This is a genomic window from Robiginitalea aurantiaca, from assembly GCF_030380815.1.
Lineage (GTDB): Bacteria > Bacteroidota > Bacteroidia > Flavobacteriales > Flavobacteriaceae > Robiginitalea > Robiginitalea aurantiaca.
The window spans coordinates 592,015-613,223 of sequence record NZ_JAUDUY010000001.1 but is presented as its reverse complement, the minus strand read 5'-3'; the positions used below and the strand labels follow the sequence as shown (position 1 = coordinate 613,223).

The 21,209-nt window shown below is 48.3% G+C and carries 17 protein-coding genes; 6 read left to right on the top strand and 11 right to left on the bottom strand.

The features are described 5' to 3' along the window. Positions 1–6 precede the first annotated feature (6 nt). On the bottom strand, positions 7–384 hold the full coding sequence (locus QU605_RS02685) for a response regulator transcription factor (protein ID WP_289723717.1): 378 nt from the start codon (positions 382–384) through the stop codon (positions 7–9). A gap of 40 nt (positions 385–424) precedes the next feature. Further along, positions 425–4,789 (bottom strand): response regulator, encoded by a 4,365-nt coding sequence (locus QU605_RS02680; protein ID WP_289723716.1) that lies wholly within the window; start codon positions 4,787–4,789, stop codon positions 425–427. Between the two features lie 137 nt (positions 4,790–4,926). On the opposite strand from QU605_RS02680, the gene QU605_RS02675 reads away from it, so the two are divergent. Beyond that, a complete protein-coding gene (locus QU605_RS02675) occupies positions 4,927–6,327 on the top strand; it encodes a dipeptidase (RefSeq protein WP_289723715.1) in 1,401 nt (466 codons plus the stop codon). 100 nt (positions 6,328–6,427) lie between these two features. Next, positions 6,428–7,528, top strand: coding sequence for a DUF4407 domain-containing protein (locus tag QU605_RS02670; protein ID WP_289723714.1), 1,101 nt, complete (start codon positions 6,428–6,430; stop codon positions 7,526–7,528). Positions 7,529–7,659: 131 nt separating this feature from the next. On the opposite strand, the gene QU605_RS02665 is transcribed toward QU605_RS02670, so the two are convergent. From QU605_RS02665 to QU605_RS02630, 8 genes are all read right to left on the bottom strand, one after another. Then, positions 7,660–9,456 carry a MutS-related protein gene (locus QU605_RS02665; protein ID WP_289723713.1) on the bottom strand — a complete coding sequence of 599 codons (1,797 nt, stop codon included), beginning with the start codon at positions 9,454–9,456 and terminating at the stop codon, positions 7,660–7,662. After that, entirely contained in the window at positions 9,453–9,812 is a 360-nt protein-coding gene (locus tag QU605_RS02660) for an MmcQ/YjbR family DNA-binding protein (RefSeq protein WP_289723712.1), read from the bottom strand. The genes QU605_RS02665 and QU605_RS02660 overlap by 4 nt, the downstream gene beginning before the upstream one ends. Positions 9,813–9,831: 19 nt before the next feature. Further along, on the bottom strand, positions 9,832–10,233 hold the full coding sequence (locus QU605_RS02655; protein WP_289723711.1) for a Dabb family protein: 402 nt from the start codon (positions 10,231–10,233) through the stop codon (positions 9,832–9,834). A gap of 2 nt (positions 10,234–10,235) precedes the next feature. Beyond that, positions 10,236–10,901, bottom strand: a complete 666-nt coding sequence (locus tag QU605_RS02650) for a DUF4230 domain-containing protein (protein ID WP_289723710.1) — start codon at positions 10,899–10,901, stop codon at positions 10,236–10,238. Positions 10,902–10,969: 68 nt separating this feature from the next. Beyond that, on the bottom strand, positions 10,970–11,728 hold the full coding sequence (locus QU605_RS02645; RefSeq protein WP_289723709.1) for a cyclase family protein: 759 nt from the start codon (positions 11,726–11,728) through the stop codon (positions 10,970–10,972). Positions 11,729–11,749: 21 nt separating this feature from the next. Continuing rightward, complete coding sequence (hemW, locus tag QU605_RS02640; RefSeq protein ID WP_289723708.1) at positions 11,750–12,883, bottom strand: radical SAM family heme chaperone HemW; 1,134 nt, start codon at positions 12,881–12,883, stop codon at positions 11,750–11,752. 236 nt (positions 12,884–13,119) lie between these two features. Beyond that, complete coding sequence (gene ruvC / locus QU605_RS02635; RefSeq protein WP_289723707.1) at positions 13,120–13,686, bottom strand: crossover junction endodeoxyribonuclease RuvC; 567 nt, start codon at positions 13,684–13,686, stop codon at positions 13,120–13,122. Beyond that, positions 13,679–14,167 (bottom strand): hypothetical protein, encoded by a 489-nt coding sequence (locus QU605_RS02630; protein WP_289723706.1) that lies wholly within the window; start codon positions 14,165–14,167, stop codon positions 13,679–13,681. Before QU605_RS02630 ends, ruvC begins: the two co-directional genes overlap by 8 nt. 185 nt (positions 14,168–14,352) lie before the next feature. On the opposite strand from QU605_RS02630, the gene QU605_RS02625 reads away from it, so the two are divergent. Beyond that, a complete protein-coding gene (locus tag QU605_RS02625) occupies positions 14,353–14,871 on the top strand; it encodes a DUF456 domain-containing protein (protein WP_289723705.1) in 519 nt (172 codons plus the stop codon). 41 nt (positions 14,872–14,912) lie between these two features. Here the strand turns inward: QU605_RS02625 and QU605_RS02620 are convergent, their stop codons facing one another. Next, positions 14,913–15,806 carry a mechanosensitive ion channel family protein gene (locus tag QU605_RS02620; protein WP_289723704.1) on the bottom strand — a complete coding sequence of 298 codons (894 nt, stop codon included), beginning with the start codon at positions 15,804–15,806 and terminating at the stop codon, positions 14,913–14,915. A 517-nt stretch (positions 15,807–16,323) separates the two neighbouring features. On the opposite strand from QU605_RS02620, the gene hutH reads away from it, so the two are divergent. From hutH to hutU, 3 genes are read left to right on the top strand one after another with little or no spacing between them, the layout of a single operon-like run. Further along, positions 16,324–17,904, top strand: coding sequence for a histidine ammonia-lyase (gene hutH / locus QU605_RS02615; protein ID WP_289723703.1), 1,581 nt, complete (start codon positions 16,324–16,326; stop codon positions 17,902–17,904). A gap of 3 nt (positions 17,905–17,907) precedes the next feature. Beyond that, a complete protein-coding gene (gene hutI, locus QU605_RS02610; protein ID WP_289723702.1) occupies positions 17,908–19,185 on the top strand; it encodes an imidazolonepropionase in 1,278 nt (425 codons plus the stop codon). Position 19,186: 1 nt separating this feature from the next. After that, positions 19,187–21,208, top strand: a complete 2,022-nt coding sequence (gene hutU / locus QU605_RS02605) for a urocanate hydratase (protein ID WP_289723701.1) — start codon at positions 19,187–19,189, stop codon at positions 21,206–21,208. The last annotated feature ends 1 nt before the right edge of the window (position 21,209 follow it).

The following is a 21,209-nucleotide window of genomic DNA, read 5'->3' as shown; positions in this document are numbered from 1 at the left end:
ATGAATTTACACGTTTAGGATTTCTTCGGCGATTGAAAGCATCTCATCCGGGTCAAAAGGTTTTGTCATATACTTATTGGCGCCCATATCCAGACCTTTTTGGCGGTCCACTTCCTGTCCTTTTGCTGTAAGCAGGATGATGTAGGTATCCGTGATATTGAGTTCTTTCTTTACCTTATAGCAGACTTCCATCCCATTCATTTTGGGCATCATCACATCGAGAAAGACCAGATTGGGCCGCTCTTCCTGAATAATCCTGAGGGCATCCGCCCCATTGTCTGCAAAGAGTAGCTCCACTCCTTCATCCTCCAAATCTTCCAGGGTTTGTTCGATAAGCATTCTTATATGGGCCTCATCGTCGACTATCAATAATTTTTTATCCATGGGATCTTATTGCATTTAAAAATTTATGATTGAATTCCCTTTACTGGTACACGAAGAACATGACGTTTTCCATGCCCTCCTGAAACTTGAGTTCCTTAATGGCTTTCTTCTCGAGTTTATCAAGGGATTTGAGCATGATAATGTCCGGCTTCATTTCCGATGCCATCTCCATGAGTTTATCCGGGTTGGCCTCCATCACTTTGTAACCCCTAGCAGTAAGCACATCCGTCAGGGATTTTACCGTTGAGGCATCTTCATCAACTACCAGGACCCGCTTTTTGGATACACCCTGTTCCAAAAGTTCATCGACTTCGTGAAAGAGCTTTTCCGTATCGATGGGTTTGGTCAGGTAGCGGTCCACTCCGATGCGGAAGCCTCGTTCCTTATCCTGAACGATCGAAAGGATTATAATAGGAATATCCATGGTCGCCGGGTCATTTTTCAATACGGCAGCCACATCAAAACCATTGATCTCGGGCATCATCACATCGAGAATAATCAGGTCGGGTTTGCTCAGACGAACGGCATCGAGGGCTGCCTTTCCGTTGGCTGCCTCTTCTACCTGATAACCGGCGTCCGAGAGTTCCTGTCGCAGCAATGACCGTATGGGGGTATCGTCATCTACAACCAATATGGTTGGGGAATCCTCCAGAGTTTTACTCGAAGAATGTTTGATCTGTGTTTTCAGGCTGCTAAGGATCCGATCCAGTTTAATGGGCTGATCACTATCCTGCCCCATAGCGGGAACAGAGAAAAAGAACGTACTGCCCACATTGGGCTCACTGTTCATCCAGATAATGCCTCCGTGGTGTTCGATGATTTCCCTGCAAATAGGCAAGCCAAGCCCGGTTCCCTTGGGCTTGTCGGTTAGGGTATCCCCTGCCTGTCGGAACCGTTCAAAAATCTTGTGCTTGTCCTCTTCAGCAATACCTACTCCCGTATCCTGCACCTCAACAATCACCTGGTTGTTGTCCTTGTAAGCCTCAATGACCACGGAGCCCTTGTCGGTGAATTTAACAGCATTGGACAGCAGGTTGATCACTACCTGTATCAGTTTGTCTTCATCCCCGCTGATCAGGGGAAGGTTATCCGGAACATTTTTTTGAAGCTTCAGGTCCTTTTGCTCAAACAAGGCTGACGTTGCCGAAACCGCGCGACCGATAACATCCTGCATAAAGACGGGCTTCATATTCCACTCCATACGGCCGGATTCTATTTTCGCAAGATCCAGGACGTCGTTAATCAGGCTGGTCAGCCGCTCCCCTTCTGAGACCACCACATCCAGGTTTTCACTCACCTGTTTCATGGTCTTTTTAATTTTCTGATCCTCCACATTCACAGCCGGGAAAACCTTATCTACAAGTCGCTTACGAATGATTTTGGCAAACCCAAGCACTGAGGTGAGCGGAGTTCTTAGCTCATGGCTTACCGTTGATAAAAAGGCGCTCTTGGCCTCATTGGCCTCCTCTGCTTTTGCCTTAGCCACCTTGGCCTCCTCAAAGAGCTCTGCATTGTGCAGGGCCACCCCTACATTAATCGCCAGGGTACTCAGGAGCTTTTTATCCTCCTCATTGAATCGGCTTTCCTGTTGGGTGCTCTGCACGCTGAGGACCCCGATAATATCGTCTTCAACAGGGATAGGTACCCCAAGGTAGGAGATCGCCTGTTTCCCTGTTTGTTCAATGCCGTGTTTCTGGTACTCCGCCATGATATCCACATCGCGGTTGATCAGTAAGGACTCCCCGGACTGAATGATCCTGGAGGTTAAGCCCTCCCCAAGTTTGAAGGGAGGCATATTATCCCCATCCTGATAGGGGAAATTGATCATGTTTGTTTCATGGTCGAGAATCGCCAGGTAAGTGATGTCCGAATTAAAAACATCCTTCATCTTAGTTCCTACCAACTGAATAAGCTCCTCGAGTTCCAATTTGTCGTTCAGTGCTTTGGTCACGGAATTCACCGTGGCCAACTCATTGAGGCGCTGCTGTACTTCTTTGGTGCGCACCTCAACCTTATCTTCAAGTGCTTTTCGCTGATTGACCAGGATACGCGTTCTGGCTCGTACGATAAAATACAACAAGGCCAGGGCCCCAAGGGCATAGAGGGCATAGGCCCACCAGGTGCGATACCAGGGCGGAGTGATTGAGAAGGGTACGGAAGCTGCTTCAGACTCCTCACCGTAGATATTCTTAGCCTTGACACTAAAAGTATAGCTGCCCGGAGGCAGGTTGATATATTCCCTTGACGTTTGTAAGGTCCAATCAGACCATTTGGCGTCAAAACCAGTGAGTTGGGTGCTGTATAGCATTTCCTTCTGCCCGATATATAAAGGTGCTGCGTATCCGAAGTTGACAGAATTATTCTCAGCCGAGATAGTTATATCTTCAGGGATGGCAATATTCCCGGAATAGATAATAGAATCCCCTGCCACTGCAATACTCCGGATGTCCGTGTGGAAATCGGGAATACTCGGTGTTTCCAGATTGCCCTCATAGCGGATGGCTCCGTCCGGGCCAGAAAACCATATAACCCTTGAGCCGTCTTCCCTGACATCTTCAGAGTATATCGTAAAAATGTTATTGTTCTGGATTCCCCTGAACGTCTCTGTATTGGTCACCTGGTACTCCCCATCGATTTTCTCGGCAACCATAATTCCACTACCTGCATTGAAGATAATTTTACCATCAGAAGTCTTACTTGGGGGTGAGCCAGGGCGATCCCAATCTAAATACTTATCAAAGAAAAATTTTCGCTCTTCAAAACGATCCGTTTCAGGATTGTATCCAAAGGTTTTTTCAACCTCACCTGAGAAAATATACATTTCCTCTTCAATAAAATTAACACCTATCCCAGCGTCCGGAAGCCCGTTTTCCGGGGTATATCTTTTATACTCTGAGGCCTCCAGATCTATTTTTCCGTCCACAAAGGCGGGGATCAGCTTAACCATAATTCCTTCTTCCCCAGTGTCCGTCCACCAGGTTCCATCACTATTCTCCTCAATATTCCCGGAACCAGAAATCAATTTCGCGGTGGAGGATTCTTCTACAAATTGGTTCACCTTTTCATCGAAGTAAAAACTTTTTAACCCTTGCTGGTGGTCTACCAGGATCCGGCTGGAATCTGATTTTGACTGGTTGATAATACGGGCCCTGAAATCGTAGTTGTTATCCGCACGGACCATCTCAATAGTAGTCCCCTTGATTTCAAACATCCCGACACCGTTGGTACAGGCATATAATCGGTTCCGGAATTCCAAAAAATTCCCCACCTGCCCGTTGGTACCCGGTATAACTTTAACCTGCTTGGAACCCGGTTCCAGATAGGCTACCCCATTATTGGTGGCGAAATAAAGAATCTCATTAAACTTGCGGGTTGTGAAAACTACAGTATTCAGACCCATATTGCCATCCACGGCTGTAAAAGTAGAATTCAGGTTAACACTGGATATCCCATTAAATAAAGTCATCCATAACACCCCCCGGGAATCTACATAAGTATATGTAGTACTGCCGTCTTGCAAACCATTCTCAGGAGTGTACTTTTGGATGTATTTCCCATCGTGATCCATGAGATAAGCCCCACTGCCAAAAGTATTGAACAAATAACTCCCATCATCTAAAGCCAGTCCGGGAAGATATAAAAGCCCGTTTATTTCATCATCGATTTCAGTTTTAAAGGGGGTAAACGTTTTACCGTCATAAAGGAAAAAACCCTGGGTTCGCGTACCAATGAGCATCTTGTCGTCATACGGTAGCATTGTATAGATACGTTCACTGGCAAACTGTTCGCCTCCCGGTACAATCTCAAAGGTGTCTTCATCGGTCAGAACGCACAATCCGCGATCCCAAATACGAAGATAGTAGACGTCGTTTACAATGGCCCCTACGTGATATCCCTGCTCAGAGGTGATAACTTTAATGGTTTCCCCGTCCCACACGTAGAGTTTAAACTCGGTCCTGAAGATGATCCGACCTTTATAAAAATCAATTTCCCATACGTCGGCAAAAATCCGATGTTCCTCGGGTATTTTATCCAATAGGGAGACATATCCCACTTCCCCTTTTGCTCCCGTGGTCAGATATCCAAAATCCCCGCCGCCACCAATATAGATGGTCCCCTTGTCATCTTTGGCCATGCTTCGACTCGACCCATTAATTTCTATATGGCGCCAATTCACTCCATCAAACTGAAGGGGTCCCCCCTGGTTCGCGAAGTACATAATCCCATTGCTGTCTTCTGTTGCCCACCAGTTTATGGGAGCTCTACCGTATTCCTGGTATTTGTAATTGGTAATGAGGGGTCTCCCGATCTGCTCCTGAGACGTTCCGGCGGCAAGGCAAAAAGCAAAAAACCCAAACAGGCCCAGCTTGAGGCCCGAAAGGGAAGGAATCCGAAAATTTTGCATAGTGTTGGGTTGTGTGTGTGTGGGTCGTGGTGGTTATTTGATTAGAAAAATACGAAAAAGTCCTGAATAATAGGACATTGGGCAGGTGCGATAAAAAACTTCTTTTTTGTATGTTTGAGATTGTCTAAAAAATTGCAATGAATCAACCGCATACCTATTGCTCCGAAAACAAGGAGCGCTTTCTTCAGGAACTCATTGAATTGCTAAAACTACCATCCGTAAGTGCCGATTCGGCTTTTTCCCAGGATGTGCTCAATACGGCTGAAGCCGTTTCGGAGTACCTCAGGGCAGCGGGATGCGATGGAGTTGAAATATGTGAAACCAAGGGATATCCTATTGTTTATGGTGAGAAACTGATCGATCCGTCCCTGCCTACAATTCTTGTATATGGGCACTACGACGTGCAGCCACCAGACCCCGTAGAACTTTGGAATTCTCCGCCTTTTGAACCGGTAATCCAAAAAACGGCGCTCCACCCGGATGGAGCCATCTATGCGCGCGGCGCCAGCGATGACAAAGGTCAGATGTTCATGCACATCAAGGCGCTTGAATGTATGGTCCGAACCGGGACCCTGCCCTGCAATGTAAAATTCATGATAGAAGGAGAGGAAGAGGTAGGCAGTTCAAGTCTGGAAGCCTTCCTGATGGAAAACCGTGAAAAACTGGAAAACGACATCATCCTGATTTCAGATACAGGGATCATCGCCAATGATGTTCCTTCGGTTACCACAGGGCTGAGAGGGCTTTGCTATGTGGAAGTAACCGTTACGGGCCCGAACCGGGATTTGCACTCCGGACTATATGGAGGGGCCGTGGCGAACCCCATCAACATACTGGCAGAAATGATCGCTTCCCTTCACGATGAGGACAATCGGGTTGCCATTCCGGGTTTTTACGATGATGTCGAGGAACTCAGCGACAACGAGCGCAGACTGATGGCAGAAGCACCTTTTGATTTGGAGGCGTATAAAAATGCTCTGAATATCGAGGCGGTCCATGGTGAAGCGGGATATGTTACCAATGAACGGAATTCAATTCGACCCACCCTTGATGTGAATGGGATCTGGGGCGGTTATATCGGGGAGGGAGCCAAAACGGTTATTCCCAGCCAGGCCCATGCCAAAATTTCCATGAGACTGGTGCCCCACCAGGACTGGAATAAAATCACTGTGCTTTTTACCGATCACTTCAAAAGTCTGGCTCCGGCCGGGGTCAAAGTCGAAGTGCGGCCCCACCATGGAGGACAGGCCTACGTGATGCCCATAGAACATATCGGGTATAAGGCTGCAAGCAGCGCGTATGAAACTACTTTTGGCAAACCTGCTATTCCGCATCGCGGTGGGGGGAGCATCCCCATTGTACCCATGTTCGAAAATATCCTTGGAACCAAAACGGTGCTTATGGGCTTTGGGCTGGACAGTGATGCCATTCATTCCCCCAACGAACACTACGGGGTTTGGAATTTTCTTAAGGGCATTGAAACCATCCCCTATTTCTACAAATACTACACAGAGCTTTCACAAAATCAAGAGGTCTGAACCCCATAATTTTTTCGCAAAGGACGGATTTCAGGAATTTTTCCGTAACAAAAACGGAAAGGTTGCGTTCTAATAGGTAGATCAAAAAACGAACACTATTATGATACGCAACTTCTTTGTGCTCTGTTCCGGTGCGGACAGGGCCCTGCTCGACACGTGCTCCGAGGGCGAACAAAATAAATATGCCGGCATTGGAGCCACCGTCTTTTTTACTGCCCTAATGGCGTTTATCGCCGCATCTTATGCCCTTTATACCGTCTTTGATTCCGTTTATCTGGCGATTCCATTTGGGCTGGTCTGGGGACTTTTGATTTTTAACCTGGACCGTTTTATTGTCTCGACCATCCGGAAACGGGACAGCTTCTGGAAAGAAATGCTTCAGGCAAGTCCGAGGATTCTGCTTGCCGTTATTATTGCCGTGGTTATTTCAAAGCCCCTGGAATTGAAAATTTTCGAAAAAGAAATCAATCAGGTATTGCTCGAGGAGAAAAACCAGATGACCCTGGATAACCAACAGCAGCTGGCCCTTCAGTTCACGCCGACTATTGAGCAGAAGAAAGCGGAAATTGCCGGACTCAAACAGGAAATCAGCCTGAAGGAGGCCGCCACAGATACGCTGTACGAAACCTATATTTCTGAAGCCGAGGGAAGGAAAGGCACACTCCTCATTGGGAAAGGACCGGTTTATGCCGAGAAGCGGGAAAAGCACGATGCCTCCCTTGCCGAACTCAAAGCCCTGAAAGAGGCCAATACCGGACGTATCTCCGAGATTGAAGCCGAAATCGAAACGCTTGAACTGGGGTATACCGAGGCGGTTTCGACTTCTCAGCCCGTTATTGATGGTTTCGATGGCCTTATGGCGCGTATCGATGCCCTGGGCAAACTTCCCTGGTTTCCCTCCTTTTTTATCTTTCTGTTGTTCCTGGCCATAGAAACAGCGCCCATCCTGGTAAAACTGATGACGCCAAAAGGCCCCTATGATTACAAGCTGGAGGATGAAGAAACTACCGTGGCCTCCTGGGTAGCCCAGAAAGTAGACCAGCGTAAGAAGCTCCTGGAGACCGACCGGGCATTAAATGAAAAGGTCTATGGTGAAATCGCAGAGGAAGAAGCCGTATTTGCATACAAAAAGCAGAAGGCGGAAGAATTGATGCGTTTACAGGCAGAGCGGTTTCAGGAGATGCAGGTAAAAGGGATGTAGGTTAGATGATGGGGTTCCTGAGGAATTAGAGGTTTATGTAGAGGGTTTCATAAATGGGGGCGTTGCCCCCTCCCCCTATAAACAATTTAACAACCTTAGCCGCAATTTCCAAACAGGGGATTTCTCCCACCTTATATTTTATCACCTTCCGCGTCATCTTCCACAACACCCAGTTTACGCAACAGGAAAGAAGCATTCATATTTGAACAAACTCCGGGTTTCAACAGGTAATCGAAATGCAGGACTCCTTCACGGATATCCGCATCGAAAAAGAAATTCTGCACTTCAGGGATTCGGGTAGCGACTTCACAGAGGCTGAGGTCATGTGTAGCAATCAGGCCAGTGGCCTGCAGTTTAAGTAACCGCTCCAAAAACTCTTGTGAACCCCTGGCCTTATCCTTGCTGTTGGTGCCTTTGAGGATTTCATCAAGAATCACAAAATAAGGCCGCTCCCTAAGGTGATCCACAATTATTTTTAGCCGCTTGAGTTCGGCAAAAAAGTAAGACTCATGACGGGAAAGGGAATCCGAAGTACGCATACTGGTGATTATGGGTATTGGCGTATAGACCATCCGCCTGGCACGTACCGGGAGTCCCATATTAGCCATGACAAGGCTTAAACCCACGGCCCTTAGGAAGGTGCTTTTTCCTGCCATATTCGCTCCGGTAATCACCATAAAGTGCCCATTCTGCAATTGAAAATCATTGTAAACCGGAGTCTCAAAAAGCAAAGGATGAGCAAGGTAGGTTGTCTGAATACATACCTTCTGTTTCTCCTGAACAATTGGATAGGTATACGTCGGGTGGTTAAAGGAAAAGTTGGCAAGACTACAGCTGGCATCAAAATGGGCGAGTGCCTGAAACCAATATTCAACAGCGTCACCATGCTCAGCTATCCAGTCCTCCACAGCCCTTGCCTGCCGGATATCCCAGAGAAAAAATGCATTCCCAAAAAGGGCTATAATCAGGTTATTTCGCTGGTCCAGGGCTCCGATTATCCGGCTGAACTTTCGAAGTTTGGCAGAAACAGGTTGCCCGGATCCCAATAAGGCCTTCTGGGCTTGCCTGAGCCCTTCAGAATGATACGTTTCACCTTCAATCTGGCTCACTAACCGCCTGTACTGGCTGAAGGTTTCCTGCATTTTACCCGTAGCTTGTGCCAATTCTCCAATCTTTTTAATAAAAGGTAAACTGATCATCAGTCCGATAAAAAAGAGTGCGATCAAAACTCCCAGGGGCAGAATCCCGAATACAGTGAGAACTGCAGAAAATAATGAGATGCTGGAAAATGCGGCAGGCAGGAACCCGGACCATGAGGGCATCTTTGGTTCATGTTCTGAAAACCACTTGGCAAGGGCTGAAGTTGAAAACGGGGTTTGAATAAGGCGGGCGGTAGCGATATAGTTCTGGCGCCAGTCCACACTCTGGGTAAGTTCCTGAATGGCTTCCTGTTTTTGGACTATTCCATGAAACTCATTGGCGGAAAGCCAGGTCGCCAGGAGTTCCTGCCCGGCCGGAAGTGCACTTCGATTGAGGTACTGAAAAAAGGAGCTCGGGCCAAATAAATCCAAGTCATCAGAATAAGGATGTCCAGGTTTCGCAAACTGAGATCCGTCTTTAAAGGCACTGAAATCTCCGTTGAGCACTTTAAGCTCTTCCTGGTTGATCTCAATTAATTGTTTCAGTCTGGACGCTTCATATTTTAAATCCTGATGCCGGGAGACCAGGTAGGCAAAAATGCCCAAAAAGGCAACCGCAACCACTCCATAAAAAGCTTGCCCATTCAGCCCGAGATATGCGCACACCCCAATGGTTGCAAACACAAAAAGGCGGATTCCCGAAGAAATCCGCAGCCTGCGTTTTTGTCGCCGGGCCCCGTCGATATACCGAGCCGTGTTTTTGTCGTATAAACTCTTGGGATCCGTCATTCTAAATTTTCGAGGGCCGACAGGGACTTCTTTGGCAGGGAGGCAACGATAAGTGCATATGAATGGTCGATGAGTTCCCGGATTAAATTTTCGGGGAGCTCCTCCAGGTAAATCGTGTTCCAGTTTGCCTTGCTCATGTGATATCCGGGGATAATGCGTCCATCGTAACGCTCACGCAGTTCAATGGCTCGCTCTGGATCGCACTTCAGATTCGCCTGGGACGGAAGTCGATCCAGGGCGGTTAGGGCGAACATTTTACCCATAACCTTGAATACCAGAACATCCTGACCAAAAGGGAATCCCTCGGTTACACCTTTTTTTGCTAAACAATAATCTCTGAAGGCCTCAATATGCACGGCTCTAATTTTTAAGGATTCAGGGTTTCAGACCTTGGGCATCGTAAACGACAAAACGCTCCAAAAGGTGTTTCGTCTGTTCGATAAATTTTAAGTGGGCCGCTTCGGTCTGATAGGCCTTTTGGGCCTCAGCGGACTCAAAAGTGACGATCATCGCAAAGGTAAACGAATCATCGACCACCTCACGGGTAGCCTTGGGCGGGGCACCCAGAAAATTGGTCTGAGTATATCGGGAATCCTTGAACAAATTGCGAAGGGCAACATCAAACACCTTACGATCCTGCACATTCTCAGGGTTTTTAAGCCAGAAATAGACCACATGGGTATAGGTAGGGTCAAAGGCCCGTTCGTCCTTGAGATCCTGTGCCAGGATGGCAACAGGCATAAGAAGAATCAGGTATAAACATAGTTTGGTTCGCATGTTCAGTTTGTGCTTTTTGATTCTCCTCTCTCGGCCTTGGTGTAACTTTTTGCCGAGGGATTGAGCAATTGTTCAACCGGGCCATCTAATTTGAGGGCTTCATAATCGAGTTTCCAACCAAGGGTTTCCACAATTTTCTCCATAAACAGAATGGCCTCAAGCATCTCGTGATTGGCAGTTTCCATAAGGCCGCTTTCGGGGATCTTCTCACGTATACGCAATTTCGCCTCCTTGTTCATACTCGTCATATCGTCAGGTGTAAAGGCATTGAATATATCATTCCGGATGTCGTAAAATTCCAATTCCGGCTCAATGGACAGGATTTCCGGAGGGGGAAAATTTCCCAGGATAATCTTCTTGCGCTCCGGGTCTGCTGAAACTTTTAGTTTTTTGAAATCGTATCCGATATTGGCTTTTGCGTTGATTACAATGAGTGCCTTTTTCTTGCTACTGAAGAGGTTCATAAAATGTCCTTTCCGGTTCTCATACCGGTAAATTTCCGCAAAATCCCCTTCTACGGAAATCAGTTTACAAACGGATCGTACTTTCTCCAACAGGACCGAGGATTGTTGAATTGTAAGCTCCTTCTGCTTTTTAATATTCAGCAGGGAATACCCCCAGTACATGAGCAGTGCCCCAATAAGTAAACCTAATGCTAATTCAGCCATCAAATTTGAATTTTAGTGCAATCACAAGGCCAGATTTTCCGGTGGCCCTTCCCGGGGTTTGTCCTGACCTATTCCATTTTTGGTTTCAGGGGAAACAGAATTGGCCTGCTCGGGCTGGCATCATTTTCAAAGGCGGCCATTTGCAGATTTAAAAGGTACATCCCATCCGGCACCTCATCCGGAACATATATCAATTCAGTTATTGTTGCGCCGGGTCTTGGGGCTTTCGGAATGTCCCAAAACGCTTTGTGAGCAGCAAGTAACCCCCCATCCTCTTCCCTGTCTACAGAAGGAAGGTCAAGCAACAAATGCAGCACCCCTTTCTGGCACAACCAGGATGCCGCATCGGCTTCCAGATAGGGTGGATTCGATCCGGAGTATTCCTTGTTCTGTTTGGATTCCGGGTTTGGAAGGGTTCGAAGGATTACAGCCTCGGGAAGTGTTTCTGCTAAAACCTGCCGGAGCCCGGAGCGGGTCACAATCCGATCTTCCTGTTTCACTTCAGGGGTAACACTAACCAATTGCGCCAGCATCCATGGTGGCGGAGGATGTGAAAGAATCGATTCCTCTTCCGCTGTAATATGCCCCATACACTCCGTATGGGTTCCATGCGCATGAGGATTAAAAGCAATATCATTAAAGTTCACCGGGGCTCCTGCCTTTACGCTCCCGATAAAATCGCCCTGTTGAAAGGGTTTAACACTGGGGTAATCAACCCACCAGCAACGCACGCCCCGGCCTCCGCCCTGAATCGGGATTGAAACATCCACCCCCTTGCTCAGGTCTGCTTCCCAGGATGCACTGTCTAATGTGATTTTCACTTTCATAACCCTCGGCTCGCGGCGATTTTACTTCAAATTAATCATAAATAAATCACTTGCAATCCCATCAGCTAAAAATTTCCCTTTCCCAGCCGTGTATAGCGTTTCCTCATCCAGAAATAAGAACTGATCCCGAAGATAAGGTGCGGCCTGTTCGAGCAGATACGCCTGGTACACCTCCCCGAATTGCTCGCGGATCTTTTCAAGGGAAACACCCCAGCGGCTTCGCAGACCAGTCATTACCGCCTCGTTGTAACGATCTCTGATGGTAAGCTCTTCCACCTCAGCGGGTAGTTCTCCTTTCTCCAGGGTTCGGACATAACTCAGGTTGTTTGAGGGGTTCCACCACCGGCGGGCTCCGTCAAAGGAATGGGCCGCCGGACCGATGCCCAGATAATATTCCCCCTGCCAGTAGGCCGAGTTATTGCGCGAGTAAAACCCATTGCGCGCGAAATTTGAAGTTTCATAGTGGTCGTACCCAAGATCGGTAAGGGTATCCACCAGGTGGTTGAACTGTTCCTGCGTGGCCCCTTCATCAACATCATCGGACACGCCTTTATCTATAAAGGACCGAAGCGCCGTCCGCGGCTCTACCGTTAGTGCATAGGCGGAAATATGAGGTGGATTAAACCGGAGGGCCTCATTGAGGTTGGCCGCCCACTGTTGCATGCTGCTTCCAGGAATGCCGTAGATCAGGTCCAGGGAGTAGTTTTCAAACAAATGCGCAGTCAGTTCCAGGGATTCCAAAGCCTGTTGGGGGGTATGGGCCCGGTTCATCCAGGTCAGTTCTTTTGCGTTAAAGGATTGAATGCCAAGGCTAAGCCGGTTAACCGGGGATTTTGCCAGCTCGCGCAGTTTATCGTCATTCAGGTCATCCGGATTGGCCTCAAGGGTAATCTCGGCCCCGGGGGTTAATCCATATAATTGCCTGGCAAGCTCAATAAAATGTTCAATTTCTTCTACCGTCAATATCGAAGGTGTTCCACCGCCAAAATACAAGGTTTTTAAAGGACCCTGCCACCCCTCCCTCGCATAATGGTGCAATTCTTTTTTCATCGCCTGAAGGACTGCATCCTTGTGTTTCAGGGAGGTTGAAAAATGAAAATTACAGTAATGGCAAGCCTGTTTGCAAAAAGGAATATGGAAGTAAATGCCGCTCATAGGCTTGTTTAAGGATCAGGTATTGGGAAAGCCATATGTGTACTTTCCCGATACAAAAACCCCTCGTTATTTAGAAGGGTAAAAATAGGGATTTCAGGAGGAAGCGGGAGGAATTGTGATTGTTCTTTGCAGGCGAAGTGGTTATCTTAATCACGGGTGGGTGGGGGCCCTACCCATTCTCAAGTTTCAATAATCTCTTCAAATCGAATTTCAAACCCCAACCCCCAAAGATCCCCCTACTTCTTAAGCCGGCCCTCGTTTTGTTTTATGAACGAATCCCAGCCGGTATATTTTTTGCCGATCTCGGGATTTCCCTTGTTGTAAAAATGACATACAGCTGCAGCCAGACCGTCCGTGCAATCGAGGTTTTTGGGGAGCGCTTGCAAACCCAGGGTAGTTTGTAGCATCCTGGCGACCTGTTCCTTACTGGCATTTCCATTTCCGGTAATGGACATTTTGATCTTTTTTGGCAGGTATTCTGTAATGGGGATCTGGCGGGAAAGCCCGGCGGCCATAGCAACACCCTGGGCACGACCCAACTTGAGCATGGATTGCACATTCTTACCGAAAAATGGAGCCTCTATAGCTATCTCATCCGGGTGATAGGTATCGATCAGTTCCAAGGTGCGATCAAAAATGAGTTTTAATTTGGTAAAGTGATCCTTGTACTTACTGAGAAGGAGCTCATTCATCTGAATGAATTCCATCTCCTTCCCGCGGACACGGATTACTCCAAATCCCATAATAGTTGTGCCGGGATCAATCCCCAGGATAATGAGTTCTGATGGCTTGGGTTTAGTCATCTGTTTGTAGTACGAGGGGGATTCGGAAGCGAGCACTTACAGGAATACCTCGTTTTATGGCCGGTTCTAATTTAGGTAGACTTCTCAGGCTTTTGGAGACAATGCGTTCAAACTCGGGGTTTTCTTTGCTGAAATCCGGGTTTTTATCCATGGACACTACTGAGATCCTTCCCTGATGATCCACCATAAAATCCACATATAACGTATCGGCAAGTGCCTGACCGGACTGAAATTCAAAATCCTGAAGGGACATCGCCAGGTGCATAACCAGATTCTGTTCAAAACAATTCTGTTGTTCCGGCTTGGATGCTGTTTCCTCACATGCGGCAAACAGCGGGTACTGGTCAACTTCATTCCAGTCGATGGCACTCAGTTCCTCTTCCACCAACTGCCGGGTCTTGGTTTCAGGGGAAGCAAAGAATTCACAGGAGGAAAGACACAAAGCCAGGACTACACTATATAAACCAACCGAACTCTTCATGGATTTGCTATACGGCCGGAAATTACAATTTTTTTCAGGGAATTAAGAGATGAAAACACCCCGGGCTCCATAAACCCGGTCAGACTCATTGTCCGCGCAGCGTGAGAAGGCATATGCCTATGGCAAGGCCGCGAAAAGATATGTAACTTTGAGTGGTTATAGGCAACATATAGCGGTCAGACCTCATGGATATTCTATTATTGGTTCTCGGTTTCTTCTGCGTAATCCTCGGGGTTTTCGGTAGTTTTTTACCTGTACTTCCCGGCCCACCCGTCAGTTGGATCGGACTCTTACTCCTTTTTCTGACTTCAGCTGTACCCAATGACTGGTGGCTGATTGGCATCACTGGATTAGTTGCTTTGAGCGTGGTCGCACTGGATTATTGGATACCCGCTGCAGGGACCCGTAGATTTGGGGGTAGCCGGGCCGGTATGATAGGCACCACCATTGGCCTGCTTGTCTCTATCGTTTTTCCTGTCCTCGGGCTTGCCGGTATCGTGATCTGGCCATTCGTGGGAGCTGTGGTCGGTGAACTGATCAATAAAACCAGCCACAAACAGGCACTAAGGGCGGCTTTTGGTTCCTTTGTGGGGTTCCTTACAGGCACCTTCCTGAAATTCGTGGTCTCTATGGTCCTGCTCGGGATCTTCCTCTTCAGGTTCTGGGATTACCGCACTGAATTCTTTCCTTTCCTCAACGGGTAGGCGCTTTCAATCCCCGCCCTCGCAGGGGTCCCTTTCATCCCTTAACCGGGCTTACTGGTGTGGTCTTTCTCGATATTCAATGTCGGGACCCGTACTACTTCAATGGTTGTCGAAGCCAATACGACTTTCCCATCCGTTTCTTCTATAGCCTTTAAGATCAGTTCATTGAGAAGGTGTTTTGTATACCTCCTTTTCTTGTAATCCACGATATACCTCAGGTTAAACTGAACCCAGTTATCGGTCATGGTAAGGGCCAGGGTGGGTGCCACCTGGGCATCTTCGATATAATAACGCTCCACTACGCGTTTCCAATCCGATATCGAATTTTTCACGTATCCCGACAATTGCTCCGAGGCAATCCCCACGATCAGCTCCTTGGCGAGTTCAATATCGGATCCGTACCTCACGGGTATATTGAACTCATCCCAGATAAAGGGAAAATCCCTCGAGTAATTATAAACAGGACCTTTAAAGACAAAGGCGTTGCTTAATTTGACAATCCGGCCACTATAATTGTCGCTGCTAACCCACTCCCCGATCTCCATCATAGTCGTATAAATACTGTCAATATCTATGACATCCCCCTTGATGCCGTTGATCTCAATCCGATCCCCGGGTTTATACACCTGAATAAAAAAGATGTAGACGGAACCTGCAATACTCAGTATCAGTTCCTGAAGGGTGATGGTGATCCCGGCTGTCAGCAAACCAATTGCCAATGCGAAGTCCTTTATGTTTCCAGTGAAGTACGAAATGGACAACAACAGGATAAAAACATATCCTGTAACTTCAATGACCTTTTGGGACTTATACCTGGCATCTGTGTTTGGCTGGTTTTTCCGGATGAGTTTCCTTAAAAACTGAACAAACCCAATGATCACGACCACCCAGACGAAGTATCTGATCAGGGCCACGGATGTCGGATGGTCTGCCATCCACGATTTGATTTGTTCAATCCAATCCAAAATTCCGGTATTAAAATCGGTTTGGCGAATTCTGAAACCTTCAAAGGGCACAATCGACCCCTGTTGGGAAGGAACAGTTCTCGCCTTTTAATTCTCTTTCAATTTAGGGAAATTCCATCAGTTGATCAGCTTATTTACCAGCAGATTGGACATATAGATTTGTTTGAGGTTTAGGGGCCTTGCCAGCCCTGGAACCAATCCACCCCCTTTAACCCTACTTTGAACAAGCGGGGCCGGGCATGCAAAAAATCCCTGTAGTTGCCTTGGCGAGGGAACCTTTTATTACCTGATCCCCTCAGGCGAACATCATGGCAATATCCCCTTTCGATTGCGCCCATTCCGAATTAAGTTCTTAAATTCATCTTTATATTTAGGCCATCTACCCCGACATTATTGCAAGGCAGGTGAGACACGCTTAAACCTTTGATTTAAAGCGAATAAACCCTAATAGATTCACCCTTAATAATTTATTATTTAAGTATAGACTATGCACAAAAAGACTGCGGAATTCGCCTACGGGGAGGACCACCTGACAGCGGGAAAGGCACTTGAAATTGCCCGTGGCAGGCTAAAGGGCATTCTGACCCCTACCGCACGTGAAAAGGTACGGGCCAGCGCTGAGATCGTCGCAAAAATCGTTTCAAAAGGGGAACCTGTTTATGGAATCAATACAGGATTCGGGCCATTATGCACGACGCGCATTTCGGCTAAGGATACAGAAACCCTGCAGGTTAACATCCTGAAAAGTCATAGTGTGGGCGTAGGCCGGTCCATCGATCCGGAGATCGCCAGACTGATGCTTATTCTTAAAATACACGCTCTGGCAAAGGGCTATTCCGGGGTGCAGGAATCCACCCTGGACCGCATATTGTGGCACATTGAGATGGAAATCACCCCCCGGGTTCCTTCACAGGGATCGGTGGGTGCCTCCGGAGATCTTGCACCCCTCGCTCATTTGTTTCTTCCTCTTATAGGATTGGGCGAAGTAGACTCAGATGGGAAACGGCTCCCTTCAGGGGAAGTTTTGGATGAAAAGGGTCTACCCCCTATCTCACTTGGACCCAAAGAGGGCCTTGCGCTGATCAACGGGACACAATTTATCGCGGCCCACGCAGTCGCAGTTCTTGAAAAAATGCATGCGAGCTTATCCCAGGCAGATATCATTGGGGCAATGATGATTGAAGGCCTGCAGGGGTCCGTCAGGCCGTTCCACAAAAAGCTGCACAAAGTGCGCCCCTTTAAAGGCAATTTACACGTAGCTGAACGAATACGAAGGCTTCTAAAAGGCTCAGAAATTCTTGAGGACCACGTGAATTGCGAACGCGTACAGGATCCGTATTCCCTTCGTTGCATCCCTCAGGTTCACGGGGCATCCCGGAACGCCTGGTTGCATCTAAAAGAGCTCCTCGAGGTCGAACTCAATGCCATCACCGACAATCCGGTGATTTTTGATGAGGACCTGGCAATCAGCGGGGGGAATTTCCATGGACAGCCTCTGGCCATGGCCCTGGACTACGCCTGTATGGCAGCCTCCGAAATCGGGAATATTTCAGATCGTCGCATTTACCTCGCCTTAGAGGGCAACAATACCGACCTGCCCCAGTTGCTGATGAAAGATACCGGTTTGAATTCGGGCTATATGATCCTTCAGTACACCTCCGCGGCCCTGGCAAGTGAAAACAAAGGCCTATGCCATCCGGCAAGCACGGACAGCATCCCGACCTCCATGGGACAGGAAGATCATGTCAGTATGGGGTCTATAAGTGGACGCAAGGCTCTGAGGGTCATTAAGAATGTAGAAAAGATATTGGCAATTGAACTGCTCACAGCAGCACAGGCCTTTGAATTCCGGAAGCCTTTGAAATCCGGATGGTTTTTAGACCAAGTACATCAGTTGGTTCGCACAAAGGTGTCTTTTGCAACCGAAGACCGCGTGTTTGCCACGGATATTGAAGCGGGTATTGAACTCATCCGAAACAAAGCCCTCATTCGCCTTTTGGATTCTGTTTCAGAAAAACAAAAAGTATCTTTAAGAACACCTCTTTATGAGGTTTTTGAAACTTTTTAACCCATGATGGAACCAGATACGAATTCAAACACGGCTTCAGTCCTGATTGGGCCCTTCGCGCAGCTTGTAACCATGGACACCCTGCCCCTCAAGGGTAGCCTTTCCGATGGGCAGCTCACCGTTATGGAGGATGCGGGAATCCTGATCGAGGGTGGGACTATTGTAGAAACCGGACCTTTTGATCGGCTTGTAAAAGAAGTGCATTCTGATAAGGTCAGGACCGTTGAACTGCCAGCACACAGTATAGGGTTACCCGGATTTGTCGATGCGCATACCCACAGTTGTTTTGCCGGGAGTCGGGCGCAGGACTACGCCCTGAGAAACAGTGGGTCCAGCTATCTGGAAATCGCTCAGGCCGGCGGGGGAATTTGGGATACTGTGGAACAGACCCGAAAAGCTGATCCGGAGTTTCTGGAGTCACTTCTCCTGGAGCGCATCCAGGGTTTTATGCAATCAGGTATCACAACCCTGGAAGTGAAAAGTGGATATGGCCTCAGCATTTCCGAAGAATTGAAAATGCTCAGAGTGATCCGGTCAGCCGCTGAAAAAACCGCCATGGATTTAATTCCCACCTGTCTGGCTGCCCACACCTTCCCCAGGGACTTCAAGGGAAAGCCGGCGGACTACCTTGAGATCATTGTAAAAGAGCTTCTGCCAATCCTGATAGGCGAACGCCTGACCACCCGCCTGGATGCATTTGTTGAGCAAAGCGCCTTTAGTCCGGAAGAAATCATCCCTTACCTCAGAGCAGGTAAAGAAATGGGATTTGACCTGACCCTTCACGCCGATCAGTTTTCAGCCGGGGGCAGCGATGTTGCCATTTCGTGCGGGGCTATAAGTGCCGACCATTTAGAGGCCAGCGGTCCCAAAGAAATACAGGCACTCGCCAATAGTGAGGTAATTGCCACGGCCCTTCCCGGAGCGAGTCTCGGGCTGGGATGTGGCTTCACTCCGGCCCGTGCCCTCCTCGACGCCGGGGCCTGCCTGGCAATCGCCAGCGATTATAATCCCGGGTCCGCACCAATGGGTGATTTGCTTACCCAGGCTTCAATTCTGGGAGCGTTTGAAAAGCTGTCTAATGCCGAAGTGCTCGCTGGGATTACCTTCAGGGCCGCTGCTGCTCTGGGCCTGAGTGACCGCGGGCGCCTGGTTCCGGGACAAAAAGCGGATATCGCTATTTTCCATGCTAAGCACTATAACGAAATTCCTTACCATCAGGGAAAACTACGCCCGTCACAAGTGGTGAAAAATGGCAATTTTATCCTGAATCAAACGCGTTAAAATGAAATCAAATACCAGTACTTTATCTTTTAGCCAACAGATCCAAGAGGGGATTCCTACTGAGCTCCCACCCGCCCGTGAGCGCAACCCCGAATACTCTCATGCCCCGGTTCGCAAGGATATCCTGTCCGAATCCGAAAAGAAACTCGCCCTCAAAAATGCCCTTCGCTATTTTCCGTCTGCATGGCACCCTGTCCTGGCTCCGGAATTCCTGGAGGAATTAAAGCAGTTTGGTCGCATTTATGCCTATAGGTTTAAACCCGACTACCCTATGTATGCCCGCCCCATTTCAGAATACCCGGCAAAAACCCGGGAAGGGGCTGCAATAATGCTGATGATACAGAATAACCTGGATCCCAAGGTAGCCCAACACCCGGATGAATTAATTACCTATGGCGGTAATGGAGCCGTATTTCAGAATTGGGGCCAGTACCTGCTTACAATGAAATACCTTTCGGAACTTTCCGAAACTCAAACCCTGCATATGTATTCCGGACACCCCATGGGCCTGTTTCCATCAACTCCGGAAGCACCTCGTGTGGTGGTTACCAATGGAATGATGATCCCGAATTATTCCACATCCGACGATTGGGAGCGCTACAATGCCCTTGGCGTTACCCAATACGGTCAAATGACCGCAGGGTCCTATATGTACATCGGACCACAGGGAATCGTTCACGGGACAGCCATAACGGTCTTAAATGCCTTCCGGAGGGTCCTTCCCAAGGATGAATCCATTAAAGGACAGGTCTTTTTAACCGCAGGACTTGGAGGTATGAGCGGGGCACAACCCAAGGCCGGGAATATCGCAGGCTGTATCACAGTATGTGCTGAAGTAAATGCCATGGCCGCACAGAAACGCTTCGATCAGGGATGGGTGGACATGCTGTTTACAGATATGGATAAGCTCGTAGACCGCACCAAAAAAGCCATAGCCGGGAAGGAAACGATTTCCCTGGCCTACGTCGGTAATGTCGTACATGTCTGGGAACGCTTCGCAGATGAAAAGATCCATATCGCGCTGGGAAGTGACCAGACTTCCCTGCACAATCCTTGGTCCGGCGGGTATTACCCGGCAAATCTAAGCTTTGAGGAAGCCAACACCATGATGGCAAATGATCCCGAGGGTTTTCAAAAAGAAGTACAGGAATCCCTGAGGCGACATGTGACAGCCATCAATCGCCACACCGCCAAGGGCACCTATTTTTTTGATTACGGGAATGCATTCCTGCTCGAAGCTTCCCGGGCAGGAGCAGATGTGATGGCCGACAATGGCGTGGATTTCCGGTATCCCTCCTATGTACAGGACATCCTTGGGCCTCTTTGTTTTGACTATGGTTTTGGGCCGTTCAGATGGGTCTGTGCATCGGGAAAACCCGAGGATCTCAAAGCAACAGACCGGATTGCCCTGGAAGTAATGACAAAACAGCTTGAAAATGCTCCAGAAGGCATCAGGCAGCAGTTACAGGATAACATCCTCTGGATTAAAGAGGCTGAAGAAAATAAACTCGTGGTCGGGTCCCAGGCCCGAATTCTCTATGCTGACAGTGAAGGAAGGATAGCGATTGCGAAGGCATTTAATACAGCTATTGCTGCGGGAAAACTATCGGGTCCGGTTGTTTTGGGCCGGGATCATCACGATGTAAGCGGCACGGACAGCCCGTACAGGGAGACGAGTAATATTTTTGACGGGAGCCGGTTTACTGCAGACATGGCTGTGCACAATGTCATTGGAGACAGTTTCCGCGGAGCGACCTGGGTATCGATACACAATGGTGGAGGCGTTGGCTGGGGGGAGGTCATAAACGGAGGCTTTGGCCTTCTGCTCGATGGAAGCGAAGCGGCGGAAGGCCGTCTGAAGAACATGCTGTTTTTCGATGTGAATAACGGAATTGCCCGAAGAAGCTGGGCGCGGAATCCACATGCCATGACAGCCCTAAAAAGGGAAATGGAACGGACCCCGGAATTAAAAATCACTTTCCCGAACCTCGTCGACGAATCCCTTTTCCAGAACCTGTTTTAAT